Here is a 15,888-nt window from a genome sequence, read left to right as displayed (position 1 = left end):
GCCTCCGGGATTGTACTTGTCCGGGTCTATTTCCGCGCTGTGTTCAGCGTGGATTTTTTTGTTATAGACCTTATTGGACTCTGCATTCCCATATAGCTTAGGGCGGAGAATGACGTTTGTTCATTCTCTGCCCTTTTTGCGTTTTCCAGGAATAAGTCAGCTGTATAATCCAACACCATATTTAATATTAAGGAGAGATTCCCATGAACGAAAACACTTTACGCACACTGAATTATTTTGAAATTCAAAAAAACGTAGCCTCCTGCGCGCGATCTTATTTGGGCAAACGTCATGCTCATAACATGAAGCCGATGAATGATGTACATTGGATTCAGACGCGGCTAGAAGAAACAGCAGAAGCCGCTCTTATGCTCCGTTACGGCGCGAGCATCCCCATTCCATCCCTTGATGGGATGGAAACCATCATGGATTTGCTAGGCACAGGATACTTATTTAGTGAACGTGATTTCAGTCATCTTGCACAATTTCTGCGAAGCTGTGCACAGCTGATGAAATATATGGAGGGCAAATCCGAGATCGCTCCAACCGTCAGCCGTTACGCTGCATCGATGATGCTGATGGAATCCTTGCTCAGCGAGATTGAACGCAGTATCCATAACGGACGTATTCAAGATCTGGCGAGCAAAGAGCTTACACGAATCCGTAAAAAAATGATGGTTAACGAAGAGCGAATGAAGCGTAAGCTCGATTCACTGCTCGGCAAACATCGCTCCATCATGCAGGAAAATGTCATTAGTCAACGTCATGGAAGAACCGTTCTGCCGATCAAGAAGGAATTCCGCAAGCTGGTCAAGGGCAGTGTGTTGGACGAATCAGGAAGTGGGCAAACGGTATATATTGAGCCGGTAGAACTCATGAGTCTTCACAGTGAACTCGCGGCATTACAGGGAGATGAGTCTCGAGAAGAGATGAAGATTCTTGGTGAGTTGACCACACTCACAGAGTCATACAGTCGTGAAATTGCTCTAAATACCGAGACGGTAGGCATACTAGACTTTCTTCTGGCAAAAGCAAAATATGCGGTCACGATGGACGGACGCGTTGTTCAAGTTAATGCAGAAGGAAGAGTTCAACTCCAACGTGCACATCACCCATTGATGGGCGAATCTATGGTTCCACTCGATTTTACAATTGGCACGAACTATCGTTCACTCATTATTACGGGGCCGAATACCGGGGGTAAAACAATAGCACTCAAGACACTCGGACTACTTACCCTTATGATGCAATCCGGTTTGCTTGTCCCTGTTGGAGAAGGTGGTACGATGTCTGTATACAGTGAAATTGCGGTGGATATCGGAGATGGTCAAAGCATGGAGCAAGCACTTAGCACGTTCTCTGCCCATATTCGCAACATGATCGGTATCCTGGAACAGGCTAATTCCTCAACACTCGTTCTCATTGACGAGATGGCTTCTGGTACAGATCCAGGGGAAGGGGTAGGACTATCCATTGCCATGCTTGAAGAACTACATCGACGGGGAGCGACGGTTGTAGCCACCACCCACTTTGGAGAAATTAAGCATTTTGCTGCCGCTACACCAGGTTTTGAAAATGCTCGAATGGAATTTGACACGGTAACCCTGCAGCCGTTATATCGGTTGCGAATTGGAGAAGCTGGACAAAGTTATGCGTATGCCATTGCACTGAAATTAGGAATGGCACAACACATCATCGATCGTTCGAAGTCCATCTCCGATCTGGGAATTCAACAGAGTAATTCATCTACAGAGAAATGGATCACAGAATTAGAAGAGGATCACCACATAACCTCCCAATCTGAACAGAAGCCATACAAAAGCTCACTTTCACCATCAACAGAAAAACATCCTGTAAGTGACATAGCCAAACCTATCGTGCTTACCAACACCTCTTCTCAGGCAGAGTCGGCACTTAAGTCTAAGAAGCTGAAAGAATCAGAGGCAACTGTAAAAGCCAACGTATTCCATAAGGGAGATCGGGTCTACATCGGGTATCTTGATCAAACCGGAACTGTATGTGACGTTGAGGATGCTCGTGGCAATATCGGAGTGATGCTGCGCGGTCGCAAGATTAAGATTCACAAGAAGAGATTGACTCTGCATATCGCTGCTGATCAACTCTACCCTGACAACTATGACCTCGACATTGTATTCGAGAGCAAAGTGAACCGGAAGAAGCGTAAACTGATGGGACGTAAACATGTGGAAGGACTTCAGATTGAACTGCCTCCTGAACAACAATGATGATCCCAGTATCTGATATACTGTAAGAAAGACCTGACCGAGATAAAGGTGGAGTTCAAATTGAATAGAGCATTAAAATCAGAATTACAATTGGAAACGGAGTCTAACTTAAGCCCAGATACAGATGCAAGCGCAGATCGTGATGCAAATGCAAATCTTAAGGAGGCTCAGATGAATCCACTGGTCTGTCCTCTCTGTGGGGAAGCTAATGGATGTTCGTATGCCGCTGGTGCTCCGCATTCTGAGTGCTGGTGTAACCAAGCTGTATTTCCTGAAGGCGTGTTCGACCGAATTCCTACGGAGCAACGAAGAAAGTCGTGCATTTGTCAGACATGTCTAGTAGAGTTTAAGGCACGGGGGTAAATGGCGTTCTTGGTAGCAAAAGGGGCTGTCCCATAAGTCATGAATATGACGGGGATGGCCCTCCCTTTTAGTGTTTTTTTGATGTAATGAATCTGACACACGCTATTCGCTCTTATTTTCTGGGATCTGAAATCTAACGAATCACAAAGGCACTATTTCGTAAATTCAGTCAATTTTTGAGGTTTTAGCACCGCTTTATGGCGGAATAGCGATACTGAGGTTCGTTAAACCCTGCATACGTTGATAATCCGCCTATTAAGATGCGGTAGATTCGTTAGCGTTTGGAGCGAAGATGAACTCCTCTTGGTAGCCAAACAGCGCAGAGTGATTGTAACGTCACTCTGCGCTGCTTATTTCTATGCCCTATGTTATCCACGATGAGCAACATATCTAACGATTTTATTTTTATCTCATTTGTAGCTTCCAACGTTGCAGTGTTTCGTAACAGATCCATGGTGCTCCTACTTAAACTGACAAATGCTTAAGACAAGCAGACCTATTAAAATCTAATTATTAATTTATTTAGTATATCGTTAATTAACAGCAGTAAAGATTGTTCGGGTTGAATATGAAGTATGATAAGGCAGGTCTTGGATCTCAACCTTCACTCTCATATTGTGATCTGCTGCGTATAACACTTCAGTGGACAATTGTGAGTTGACGCTTAATGCTGTTGCGAGTGACGCTGCCGACACATATCCTCCTAATACAGGTGAGATTTTGGTCGCAATGATCGGTGCAATCGTTTCTGCCAGAATGGCTGTGTTACTGGATAAAGCTCGCATATTCGCTGCTAAATCTTTTACTGTGCTTTTGTCCATGATGTAGGTTGCAATCGTTGAATACTGAGGTTGGGGAACTGTGCCAATGTAATCACTTGCAGAAGCTTGATTAAGAGTGACAGGAACCAGCGGGTACACAGCCGCCGTAACCATCGAAGCCAGTAACACTTTTTGAATGATATTTTTCATAGACTTGTACACCTCCACATGTTGTTAATTTCTAAATTCAAGAAAGCTGTCGTTCCTTGCTTATATGTCATTATAGACGCTCCAATACGAGAAACAACTGTAATTCGTGAATTCAGGATGATAGCCCCAAATGAGCTAAAGTCATTCAATTGCTGTACGTTCATCCATCAACTTCCATGTCCCATAGGCAATCATGGGCATCTTTTTTGCCTTTGAAACTATAATTATCCTTACCAAAAATAGGGACTTAGTACCTATCCATTTATCAGCAATTCATATCCTTTCTATGCTCATTCAGCACGACAAACCACCACAAAAAGCACCTTTGTGATTCAAAGCTTCACCCAAAAGGCAATTACTTTGTTCCACAAAAGGTGCTCATATTTATTATAGGTATGTTCAATTACATTCGAAGTTTAATCCTCGGTATGTTTGCGATAAGCGTCCGCGTTCATGAGCTTAGATAAGGCTGCACTCAAATCCCCGTCCACACGGATCTCAATCATCCAACCTTCTTCATAAGGAGAGCTATTTACAAGCTCTGGTGCATCTTGTAATGCATCATTGATCGCAATAATGGAGCCGCTAACCGGTGAAAACAAATCAGACACCGTTTTGACAGATTCAATCGTACCAATGCTCTCTTCGGCTTGTACACTGGATTCAAGATCAGGCAATTCAACAAACACAATGTCACCCAGCTGATGCTGCGCGAACTCGGTAATACCAATACGTACGGTATCCTCCCCTACGGTCTGCACCCATTCGTGCTCTTCACTGTACAGGAAATCACTTTTCAATTCGCTCATCGATATCCGCCTCGCTTTTCATTAATGAGTGCATGCGTTCTTCAGCCATTCCTTTTTCCCAGAACATAGCGTATGATATTTCCGATTCAAATGTCAAGATACCTTACAATTTATTTATATTCTACTACCAAAAAACAAGCTCATCAAAATTCGAACTTACATATACTAGTTATTATTGGAATAGTAAGCGCAGTCTTTTTATTTATCCGAACATTAACGTACATTTCAGAAGGATTATTCGTATTTATTCGAAAACGGATGACATTGTTCTTGACATTACTATGCAATTCGCGTATTAATGGAAGGAGTAAAACTGTTTTCGTTGTGTGCAATATCGCGGATGAATGTAAAGGGAGAGATTACCCAAACACCCGAATCTGGATGTTCATGCGGTAACGCCGAAGGAGTAAACCACCCGACAAGCGGGCGGTGAATCTCTCAGGCAAAAGGACTTTTACGGGACGCAACTCTGGAGAGCATCTACCCGCCCGGTAGGGCGTTACGATCACCCAAGGGGAAACCTGCTGCATTGGCGGCGGGGTAACTCTCAGGTACCAAGGACAGAGCCTAAGAATACAGCGTGCTTCTGGCATGCCGGTTCTTTGGCCTGTCCTTTTCCTTTTTCCCAAAAAAAGATGAACTCAGGAACCAAACCGTATGGCATAACGCATCTCAGAAGTACGGCTTTAAGTAAGACTTATATTCATTACTCAACATACTTATACCATTTTTAATAACCATCATGTCCTTTCAATGATAATCCATATGCAACACATTCAGCCGCTTGACGGCTAATGAAGAGGTGATTCGATGTCTGATTTACTTAGAACTCCACTCTTTCCACTCTATCAGCAGTATGAAGGTGTACGTTGCATTGACTTTGGCGGCTGGGAGCTGCCTGTACAATTTAGCGGAATCCAGAAGGAACACGAGGCTGTTCGTGAACGCGCTGGACTGTTTGATGTATCCCATATGGGCGAATTCACCGTTCAGGGTGAGCAAGCGGAGGCTTTTTTGCAGCAGATGACCACCAATGACGTAACTGCGCTTGTTCCCGGCCAGGCACAATATACGTTGATGTGTTATCCCGATGGTGGTGTGGTGGATGATCTGCTCGTGTATAAGCTAGAGGAACAGCATTATATGTTAGTGGTCAATGCCTCCAACATCGATAAGGATTGGGCATGGTTGGTAGAACATCTCGCTCCTGGGGTAACCATGACAAATGACTCTGAGCAGACTGCCCTACTAGCGCTGCAAGGTCCATTGTCTGTTGATATTCTCACAAAAGTTACGGACATCGATGTAGCTACCATTGAGCCGTTTCGTTTTGCACAGAATGCGAAAGTCTGCGGTGTAAAATTGCTGTTATCTCGTACCGGATATACTGGCGAAGATGGCTTTGAACTGTATGTTGCAGCAGATCAGGCAGCTACGGTGTGGAACGGATTGATGCATGCCGGGGAAGATCACGGATTAGTTCCTGCTGGGCTTGGCGCACGAGATACCTTACGATTTGAAGCAAGATTACCTTTGTACGGACAGGAATTATCACCTACGATCTCCCCGCTGGAGGCTGGGGTTGGTATGTTTGTGAAGCTGAATTCAGGGCCTTTTATCGGACACGACGTTTTATCCCAGCAGAAAAATGATGGGCCTGCTCGCAAATTAGTCGGTATCGAAGTGCTGGAGCGTGGAATTCCACGTCCCCATTACCCTCTCTACGCGGATGGTGTACAGATTGGCGAAGTAACGACAGGCACACAATCACCTACGCTGAAACGGAATCTTGGGTTAGCCCTCATTGACAGCAAATATGCTGCGCTAGGTACGCCACTGGAGATTGAGATTCGTGGCAAAAAACTAAAAGCCGAGGTCGTAAAGACCCCTTTTCATAAACGGACACGCACGCCTAAGACACCTACTCAAGGAGCTGATCAAGCATGACCAAGCATCGTTACATTCCCATGACCGAGCAAGATCAGAGCGCTATGCTGGCAACAGTTGGTGTAGACACGATTGAAGATCTCTTCCGAGATATCCCGCAGGAGATTCGTTATCAGGGCGAGCTTCCCGTATCCTCTCGATTAGATGAATATGCTCTTACGCGTCATATGTCCAAACAAGCTGGAATCAATGCCAACTTCGAGACACACGCAAGCTTTCTGGGTGCGGGCATCTATGACCACCATATACCTTCTGTTATTAATCATGTAATCTCACGTTCAGAATTCTATACTGCATACACACCCTACCAACCTGAAATTAGTCAGGGCGAGCTTCAAGCCATCTTTGAATTTCAATCATACATTTGCGAATTAACGGGAATGGCCGTGGCCAATGCAAGTATGTACGATGGTGCGACAGCTTTTGCAGAAGCCGGGAATTTGGCAGCAGCAGCTACTCGCCGTAAACAATTGATCGTATCCCGTACCGTCCACCCAGAAGCACGCCAAGTATTGAAAGCTTATGCTCATGGTCTAAGTCTCGATATCGTCGAAATCGGGTACCAGAACGGCGTAACCGACTGGGATGCCTTACAAGCTGCTATTTCAGAAGATACTGCCGCAGTCATGATTCAAAGCCCCAACTTCTTCGGTGCCATTGAACCGATCAAACAAGCAGCTGACCTTGCTCATGCACATAAAAGCCTACTTGTTGTCAGTGCTAATCCAATTTCACTTGGACTGCTAGAGGCTCCTGGCAAGCTTGGTGCTGACATTGTTGTCGGCGACGCTCAACCTTTGGGAATTGCCGCGTCACTGGGCGGGCCAACATGTGGATATTTTGCTGTATCACAGGCTCATATGCGCCGTATTCCTGGTCGAATCGTAGGTCAGACGACTGATCGTAATGGCAAACGCGGCTTCGTACTAACGCTTCAGGCACGCGAACAACATATCCGCCGGGAAAAGGCGACGTCTAACATTTGTTCCAACCAAGCCTTGCTTGCACTCAGCGCATCCGTGTACATGTCCACATTGGGAAGACAGGGCATGATCGATGTAGCCGATCTCAATTTGCAGAAAAGTCATTATGCACTCGAAGTGTTCAAAGCTATACCTGGTGTAAAAGCAACCTTCAACGCGCCAACGTTTAACGAGTTCGTCATTCAATTGCCTGAAGGAACAAACGTTGATTCCCTGCAACTAGCATTGCTTGAAAAAGGTTTTATCGGTGGCTACGAACTCAGCCGGGAGTATCCCGAGCTTGCTGGACATATGTTAATCGCAGTTACGGAGCGACGCACCAAAGAAGAAATTGACGAATTCGCACGAGCATTGGAGGGATCGTTGTGAGCCAAGAAACAAAAACATTACTAGGGCAAACCGAGTCAGCGCCTGCTACTGTATCGCCGGTGAACACCGAAACCGAATTGAAGAATACTGCTTCAACAGCATCTCCTGTTCCTGAACAGACTCTCATATTTGAACTTAGCAGCCCTGGACGTGTGGCTTATTCCCTACCGGAATGTGATGTGCCTCGCCAAGATCCCGGAACTTTGATTCCCCGGGAAATGCTACGGTCAGAGGCAGCTGCGTTACCTGAAGTATTTGAAGTCGATGTCATTCGTCACTATACAGCTCTATCCCGCCGTAACTTCGGAGTAGATAATGGATTTTACCCACTCGGCTCCTGTACGATGAAATACAACCCCAAAATTAATGAGGATGTTGCACGCTACAATGGATTCGCCAAAATCCACCCCTATCAGCATGAGTCCAGTATTCAAGGTGCTCTTGAGCTGTTATACACACTACAAAAGGATCTTGCTGGCCTGACTGGCATGGATGCCGTAACTTTACAACCAGCTGCAGGCGCACATGGCGAATGGACGGGGCTTATGATGATTCGGGCATACCATGAAAGTCGTGGTGAAGTGCGTACCAAAGTAATCGTGCCTGATTCATCCCATGGAACCAATCCAGCCAGTGCAACGGTTGCTGGGTTCGAGACGGTAACCATTCCTTCCCGAGCGGATGGCCTTGTTGACCTTGATGCACTTCGCGGGGCAGTGGGCAACGATACGGCTGCATTAATGCTTACGAATCCAAATACGCTTGGTCTATTCGAGAAGGATATCCAGGAGATCGCTTCAATTGTGCATGAGGCAGGCGGATTATTGTATTATGATGGCGCTAATTCAAACGCAATTATGGGCATTACCCGTCCGGGAGACATGGGCTTTGATGTCGTACATCTGAACTTGCACAAAACGATGAGTACCCCACATGGTGGCGGCGGCCCTGGTGCTGGCCCTGTCGGCGTGAAAAACCGCCTCGTGCCTTATCTGCCTAAACCGTTGGTGCTCAAAAATGATCAAGGCCTCTATGCTCTGGATTATGAAGGCGACCAATCCATCGGACGTGTCAAAGCGTACTATGGCAACTTCGGCATCTTGGTACGTGCTTATGCTTATATGCGCACATATGGCCCCGAGGGACTGCGACGTGTATCCGAATGTGCTGTGCTTAATGCGAATTATATGATGGCACGTCTTGCACCTTATTACGAAATTCCATACCCAGGTGTATGTAAACATGAATTCGTGATGTCCGGCCGTGGACTGAAGCAATATGGTGTTCGTACATTGGACGTTGCCAAGCGGTTGCTTGATTTTGGCTATCATCCGCCAACGGTCTATTTCCCACTTAATGTGGAGGAATGCATTATGATTGAGCCTACCGAGACCGAAAGCAAAGAAACACTCGATGGATTCATTGATACAATGATCCGCATTGCGAAGGAAGCAGAAGAAACACCTGAATTGGTGCTTAACGCCCCTTACGGCACACCAGTAACTCGTCTGGACGAAACAACCGCGGCTCGTAAACCTGTATTAAACTGCGCTTGCAGTTAGGACATTTTGAATCTTATTTGAGGGCAAATCAGACTTAAGGGCATTTTCACTGCCTTTTCGTTGCCTTTTTGCTGCCTCATCTCTGATTTTCCGCTTACTTTCTGTTATACTGCATCTGTGTTACTACCTCTTGCGTAGTCGTTTCGCCTGTGGAATTCCTCGGTCGGAACATAACTTGGTTGGAACGTAACTTGGGCACAATCTGCTCTGTTGGAACGAAAAGTTTTATTACACTTGCTCCTTTCAGAGTTATAGAACGTGTCTAATCAAATCATTGTTCACACAAAAGCTCTTGCGGATTGTACTTCTGCAAGAGCTTTTGTATGTTGCTTTTCTCTTTGCTGATTGCATTGTTGTTGTTCGATTGCTTTTTCCTCCTTACAGATACCAGTGTTCCCGTCCAGTTACTTCCACTTTCTTACAAATACTAGTGTTACTACCCCGTTACTTTCACCTTCTTACGGAAACTAGGCATTGCCGCCCCATCATGCTGTTAGAACATGTCTTAAACGTAGGAAAAGATGTACTCAGATCAATTAAGGCATCTATATTACTGGTGTCTAGATTGGCCTATAGGCTCACATGGTGATGATGTCCAGTAGGATTTTCAGCTCCAGACACTGGCTGATAACTGTAAGCGACACCGCTGATCCATGAGATACTCTATGAACTTGACATCTTATTGAGCCCGTAGGCTCACACATGGTCTCATCCGTCGTGATTCTCAACTCCAGACTGGCTAATGCCTCTGAGGGACAGCACTGACTTTGAAGATATTCTAAGGAATCCAGGACATCTTATTTGGCCTATAGGCTACTTTTTCAATTTTTAGGAACACCAGACACGTTATTTCTCGAAATCACCGGCTAATAAATCGAAAAACGGCTATATTTTCCGATATAACATGTCTCAGGTTCTTTAAATTTCTGCGGGCGCTTCAAACACCTGAATAAGACGTCTCAGATTCTTTAGAACTGAGTGCCTACTACTCACCACTTAAAAGTCATTGCTTAGCACTTAGAACTTGCGACTTGCGAATTACAACTTGCATTTAAATCTTAAATCATGCCTATTGGCACTTACACATACTTATACTTGAACCTCGGCATTAGTAAGTGACCCTAGCTCTCAGCACTTGCACTCGGCTCTTGGCATCTAGCTCTTAGCATGAGCTAATCGACTCAATAGTTTCCCTGCTTATATCAAAAGAAGCCGGCATCTACTGTTAGGTAGATCCCGGCACATGTTGCTCAAAACAAAAAAAGCCAGTAACCGCTGGAACAGCGGATACTGGCAAAATCGCTGCATAAACGCAGCTCATTATCGGAAAAAGAAGACCTTTAAGCTCCGGAGGAAACCTCCGCAAAATTACGCTTGAATGCTTTGAACCAATTCAACGACTTGTTCAGCCGTTTGCATATCCAATGCTTTGGCAGCCAATTCTTGCATGTCCGCACGGGACAACTTCGTGATCTGGCTACGTGCTGGCAGGATGGATGTTGCGCTCATGCTGAACTCATCGAGTCCAAGACCGAGCAACAATGGGATTGCGGTTTCGTCTCCCGCCATTTCTCCACACATGCCAACCCATTTTCCTTCACGGTGAGCTGCATCAATGACCATTTTAACCAAGCGCAAGATGGCAGGGTTATATGGTTGATACAGGTAAGATACACGTTCGTTCATACGGTCAGCAGCCATTGTGTATTGAATCAGATCGTTTGTTCCGATACTGAAGAAATCCACTTCTTTAGCAAACTGATCCGCTAGAACTGCAGTCGAAGGAATTTCGACCATGATTCCGAGTTGGATGCTGTCTGAGACAGCGATACCTTCAGCAACGAGTTTCTCCTTCTCTTCGAGCAGGACAGCTTTTGCTTCACGGAATTCACCCAGCGTTGCGATCATTGGGAACATGACACGCAAGTTACCATGCACGCTTGCACGCAACAATGCACGCAATTGGGTACGGAAGATATCCAGGCGATCCAGACACAGACGAACTGCGCGGAAGCCGAGGAATGGGTTCATTTCTTTTGGCAGATCCAGGTATGGAAGTTCTTTGTCTCCACCGATATCGAGTGTACGAACAACAACAGGTTTGCCTTCCATTTTTTCCAATACAGCTTTGTAAGCATTATACTGGATGTCCTCGGAAGGAAGCTTGTCTCTGCCCATGTACAAGAACTCCGTACGATAAAGACCTACAGCCTCTCCACCGTTCTCTAGAACGCCAGCAACATCATTTGGCGTACCAATGTTTGCTGCGAGTTCCACATGAACGTTGTCCACAGTCACGGTTGGCTCGTCACGCAGTTTTCTCCACTCCGCACGTTGTGCGTCATACTGCTCCTGTTTGGCGCGGTATTCAGCAACAACCTCGTCTGTAGGATTAACCAAGACTTGACCATCCAGACCGTCCACAATAATCAGATCGCCTTGTTTCGCTTGAGCCAGAATGTCTTTGGTACCAACAACAGCTGGGATTTCAAGCGAGCGCGCCATAATTGCGGAGTGAGATGTACGTCCACCAATGTTCGTTGCAAAACCTTTAACGAATTGGCGATTCAATTGCGCCGTGTCGGAAGGTGTAAGATCCTCCGCAAGCACAATCACTTCTTCACTGATCTCTGCTGGACTCATGAAGTCGATACCAAGCAAGTGATTTAGCACACGTTTGGTTACGTCACGCATATCTGCTGCACGTTCTTGAAGATATGCACTCTTCATGTTCTCGAACATGGAGATAAATTGAGATGCTGTTTCATTCAATGCAAATTCTGCATTAACCATGTCATCAGCAATTTTTGCTTTTACCGGATCAATAAGTTCCGGGTCATTTAAGATGAGCAAATGCGAAGCAAAAATCTCAGCTTTTTTCTCGCCAAGCTCTTGTAAAGTACGCTCTTTGATCGCCTCAAGCTCAGCCTGGGATTTACCCAGAGCTGAGTCGAGTTTCGCGATCTCTGCGTCAACGTCGTTAATTTGGCGTTTTTCTACAGAGTAATCAGGATGCTCCAAGATAAACGCCTTGGCGATAGCAATACCCGCCGAAGCCGCGATCCCGGAAACATTAAGCATTAATTTCGCCCAACCCTTCGTTAACCATAACATCAGTCAAAGCTTGAAGAGCTTCTGCTTCGCCTTCACCTTCAACGATAATGCTGATTGTGTCACCTTGCTCCAGACCAAGGGAAAGAACACCCAGGATGGATTTCAAAGTTACTTTTTTACCGTTAGCTTCTGCAAAGGATTCTGCACCTTTGAATTTGTTTGCTGTATTTACCAAGGCTGTCGCCGGACGTGCGTGGATACCATCTTCGTCTGTAATTCTGAATGTTTGTTGCATTACAATCATCTCACTTTCGCAATTTGTTTTTTTAGGCATTGCATATATTTACACTTGCTTGCCATCATCGTAACACTTCTTATTTTATCTCAATGATTGGCTGATCGCCAATCTTCAACACGCCACTCTTCTTGAGAGTGACTGTAGAGCCCTCAGGCAGGTTGGTGAAAATGACTGGTGAAATAATCGATGGAGCGTTTGCTTTCACATACTCCAGGTCGACTTCCATAATCGGCTGTCCTGCCGATACCAAGTCCCCTTCCTGCACAAGCACGTTGAAGCCCTGACCTTTCAACTTCACCGTGTTCACACCTATATGAACAAGCACTTCCTTACCACCGTCAGACATAATACCTACGGCATGTTTGCTTGGAAATACATTAAACACTTTACCATACACAGGAGATGTTATCGTTCCGTCATGTGGCAGAATTGCGAATCCGTCACCTGTCATTTTCTCGGCAAAGACCGGATCAGGTACATTCGTAATATCCAGTAACTCACCATTGACTGGCATGACGATATCTTCTGCAACAATACGTTCACCTTGCTCTCCTTGCGCCTTTTCTTCCTCTGGCGTTGGCGTCACATCAGCTACCGGAGTTGGTGCAGGTGTACGTCCTGCGATGATGTCTTGCATTTGAGATTTAATTGTATCTGAACGTGTACCGAAGATGGCCTGTACATTATTACCCACTTCTAGCACGCCAGATGCACCCAATTGCTTCAAACGGTCTTTATTTACATTCGATTTCTCGTTGACTTCAATCCGCAAACGAGTAATACATGCATCCAGATGTTTGATGTTTTGTTGCCCACCGAATGCAGCAAGAATATTGTGCGGTAGGTCGTCTGTCGAGCCCGTACCCCCGCCTACTTTTGTTTCCATGGTTGCTTCTTCACGTCCTGGCGTCTTGAGATTGAATTTGCGAATAATCAATCGGAAACCGATGTAGTAGATCACCGCAAGAATCAAACCAACGATAATAACGTCCCACCATGGTGTACGATTCGGAATAATCCCGAAGATCAGAAAATCGATGAACCCACCGGAGAAGGTCATTCCAATCTTAACACCAAGAATTTGCATGGTCATGAATGACAAACCTGCAAAAATACAGTGTACTGCGAATAGCACTGGCGCTACAAACAAGAAAGAGAACTCTAGTGGTTCTGTGATCCCTGTCAGGAATGAGGTCAGCGCCGCCGAACCCATGATGCCTGCTACGTACTTTTTGTGCTCCGGTCTTGCTTCATGGTACATCGCAAGTGCCGCTGCGGGCAAACCGAACATCATGAACGGGAATTTACCTACTTGGAAGGTTCCCGCCGTAATCGCGGCACCATCACGAAGCTGGTTGAAGAAAATTTGCTGATCTCCTCGAATAACATCTCCAGCTTTATTCACATATTCCCCGAACTCAAACCAGAATGGTGAGTAGAAAATGTGATGCAAGCCAAACGGAATCAATGACCGTTCAACTACACCGAAGATGAAGGCCGACAATGTTGGACTTGTATCTACCATGAAATGAGATACAGCATTCAGTCCATTTTGAATTGGAGGCCAGACAATCACCAGAAGTAACCCAATGATGAGGGAAACGACTGAAGTGATAATCGGAACAAAACGTTTGCCTGCGAAGAAACCTAGATAAGACGGCAACTCAATTTTGAAAAACCGATTGTAGCATAGTGCGGCGGTAATACCTATGATAATACCTCCGAACACGCCGGTACTTAATGTAGGGATACCTAGTATACTCGCATACCCAGGCACTTCCCCAATCATGGCTGGCGTAACACCTACAGCTGTACCTAGTGTCACGTTCATGACCAGATAACCAATGATCGCTGCAAGTCCAGCTACACCTTCACCACCAGCTAATCCTACGGCTACACCGACGGCGAACAGCAGTGCAAGATTATCAAATACGATCTGACCCGCATTCATCATAATCGTTGCGATCGAGTTCACCCAAGGAGTATCTAGCGCCGTAACGTATTGCAAAAAGTCTGGATTGACCAGCATGTTACCAATGCCTAAGAGTAATCCTGCCGCAGGCAAGATCGCTACAGGTAGCATTAGCGCTTTACCAACTCTTTGCAGAACACCAAAAAGCTTTTTGAACATCGCGTTGTTACTCCCTTTCGTTCTCTGTTAGTATGTCGTGATGCAAGCAAGGGGACACAAAAAAAGCATGAATTAATAAAGGAATCGAACTAACCTTTTCGGGTATAGCATACCCGGGTTAAGGTAAGAACAATCACACTTTAATAACTCATGCCTGATCGAGTCAGTAACACGTCGCTTATGTTTATTCAGTTGCTTGATTACGGAAACCATTGTAGCATCACTTCAATTGCAGTGCAAGCCTTTACAGGAAATTTCCTAAAAACCATTCCACATGTGGAAATATATCACTTCTTCTCTTCTTCTTTCCTCTGATACAACCGTTGAAGATGAATAGTAAGATATCCCACCTCAGCTGGATACACAGGCAGATTCAGCCTCTTCTCCATTACTTTTGTTAGCTTCCATGCAAGCGAGTACATTTCAGGGTATTCCAATTTCAAAAGAGAATCCAATTTATGAAGCTCCTCGACTTTGTCTCCACGACGAACACGCTCTAGAGCAAAACGCAGATGAGTTAATAAACGTGAATAATCCAGCGATTCCGTTTCAAACGAATAGTCCAACTGCTTCGAGACAAGGCTCACCAGATCCGTTATTAGTTGAGAATGCTCTCGTACTTGGGAGATATTCTGGTTCGTCATAGCACTATAGATATGAAGGGCAATAAACCCAATCTCATCCATCCCTAAATCGACGCCCAGCTTCTCTTTTATCAAACGAACAGCGTATTCACCCATACGATATTCTTCCGGATAGATCTCGCGCGTTTCATATAAAAATGGATTCTGAATGACGATTCCCTGTTCCTTTCGCTTCAATGCAAAAGAAATATGATCAGTTAATGCAATATGGATATGCTCATTTAATGGAACATCCGTACGTTCAGCAATATACGTAATGACTTCGTTAATAATCTCGATCAACGCTTCATCCACTTGTGGAAGAAGCTGCTTATACTGCTCCTGCTCCTGCTGGTTCTTCAAAATAAACATTTTCTCCACAGCCATAAGTGGGATATTGTCACTTGTTTTGCGGTTAAAGCCGATGCCTTTACCGATGACGACGACTTCCCCATGTTCAGGATGCTGTGCAATGATTACATTATTATTTAGCGCTTTATCTACATGCAGGCTGCTCATTGTTTGCACCTCT

The 15,888-nt window shown here is 45.3% G+C and carries 11 protein-coding genes and 2 riboswitches; of the genes, 5 read left to right on the top strand and 6 right to left on the bottom strand.

The features are described 5' to 3' along the window. Positions 1 to 203 precede the first annotated feature (203 nt). Complete coding sequence (locus J2T19_RS12470) at positions 204 to 2,246, top strand: endonuclease MutS2 (RefSeq protein ID WP_307216097.1); 2,043 nt, start codon at positions 204 to 206, stop codon at positions 2,244 to 2,246. A gap of 60 nt (positions 2,247 to 2,306) precedes the next feature. Further along, positions 2,307 to 2,609: a cysteine-rich CWC family protein gene (locus J2T19_RS12465; protein WP_307216095.1), complete on the top strand. Its 303-nt coding sequence runs from the start codon at positions 2,307 to 2,309 to the stop codon at positions 2,607 to 2,609. Positions 2,610 to 3,142: 533 nt separating this feature from the next. Here the strand turns inward: J2T19_RS12465 and J2T19_RS12460 are convergent. Next, a complete protein-coding gene (locus J2T19_RS12460) occupies positions 3,143 to 3,580 on the bottom strand; it encodes a hypothetical protein (protein ID WP_307216093.1) in 438 nt (145 codons plus the stop codon). Positions 3,581 to 3,996: 416 nt separating this feature from the next. After that, positions 3,997 to 4,389 carry a glycine cleavage system protein GcvH gene (gcvH, locus tag J2T19_RS12455; protein ID WP_307216091.1) on the bottom strand — a complete coding sequence of 131 codons (393 nt, stop codon included), beginning with the start codon at positions 4,387 to 4,389 and terminating at the stop codon, positions 3,997 to 3,999. Positions 4,390 to 4,729: 340 nt separating this feature from the next. Beyond that, positions 4,730 to 4,853: riboswitch (glycine riboswitch) on the top strand. Positions 4,854 to 4,856: 3 nt separating this feature from the next. Next, a riboswitch (glycine riboswitch) is annotated at positions 4,857 to 4,955 on the top strand. Positions 4,956 to 5,199: 244 nt separating this feature from the next. Between gcvH and gcvT the strand changes: the two genes are divergently transcribed. The 3 genes from gcvT to gcvPB all read left to right on the top strand — a co-directional run bounded on the left by gcvT (position 5,200) and on the right by gcvPB (position 9,250). After that, the gene (gene gcvT / locus J2T19_RS12450) at positions 5,200 to 6,336 is read left to right on the top strand and encodes a glycine cleavage system aminomethyltransferase GcvT (protein WP_307216089.1); all 1,137 of its coding nucleotides are present in this window, start codon (positions 5,200 to 5,202) and stop codon (positions 6,334 to 6,336) included. Continuing rightward, positions 6,333 to 7,688: an aminomethyl-transferring glycine dehydrogenase subunit GcvPA gene (gcvPA, locus tag J2T19_RS12445; protein ID WP_307216087.1), complete on the top strand. Its 1,356-nt coding sequence runs from the start codon at positions 6,333 to 6,335 to the stop codon at positions 7,686 to 7,688. The genes gcvT and gcvPA overlap by 4 nt, the downstream gene beginning before the upstream one ends. A gap of 77 nt (positions 7,689 to 7,765) precedes the next feature. Further along, a complete protein-coding gene (gene gcvPB, locus J2T19_RS12440; protein WP_307216516.1) occupies positions 7,766 to 9,250 on the top strand; it encodes an aminomethyl-transferring glycine dehydrogenase subunit GcvPB in 1,485 nt (494 codons plus the stop codon). A 1,368-nt stretch (positions 9,251 to 10,618) separates the two neighbouring features. Here gcvPB and ptsP read toward each other — a convergent pair. The 4 genes from ptsP to glcT form a co-directional block, all read right to left on the bottom strand. Beyond that, complete coding sequence (gene ptsP, locus J2T19_RS12435; RefSeq protein WP_307216514.1) at positions 10,619 to 12,331, bottom strand: phosphoenolpyruvate--protein phosphotransferase; 1,713 nt, start codon at positions 12,329 to 12,331, stop codon at positions 10,619 to 10,621. After that, on the bottom strand, positions 12,324 to 12,599 hold the full coding sequence (locus J2T19_RS12430) for an HPr family phosphocarrier protein (RefSeq protein WP_036617010.1): 276 nt from the start codon (positions 12,597 to 12,599) through the stop codon (positions 12,324 to 12,326). Before J2T19_RS12430 ends, ptsP begins: the two co-directional genes overlap by 8 nt. Positions 12,600 to 12,678: 79 nt before the next feature. Further along, positions 12,679 to 14,733 carry a glucose-specific PTS transporter subunit IIBC gene (gene ptsG, locus J2T19_RS12425; protein WP_307216085.1) on the bottom strand — a complete coding sequence of 685 codons (2,055 nt, stop codon included), beginning with the start codon at positions 14,731 to 14,733 and terminating at the stop codon, positions 12,679 to 12,681. 287 nt (positions 14,734 to 15,020) lie between these two features. Next, positions 15,021 to 15,875: a glucose PTS transporter transcription antiterminator GlcT gene (glcT, locus tag J2T19_RS12420; protein WP_056701312.1), complete on the bottom strand. Its 855-nt coding sequence runs from the start codon at positions 15,873 to 15,875 to the stop codon at positions 15,021 to 15,023. Between the last annotated feature and the right edge of the window lie 13 nt (positions 15,876 to 15,888).

The organism is Paenibacillus tundrae (assembly GCF_030812775.1).
Taxonomy (GTDB): Bacteria; Bacillota; Bacilli; order Paenibacillales; family Paenibacillaceae; genus Paenibacillus; species Paenibacillus tundrae_A.
The sequence above is the reverse complement of the archived record's forward strand: the minus strand, read 5'-3'. Positions and strand labels throughout refer to the sequence as shown.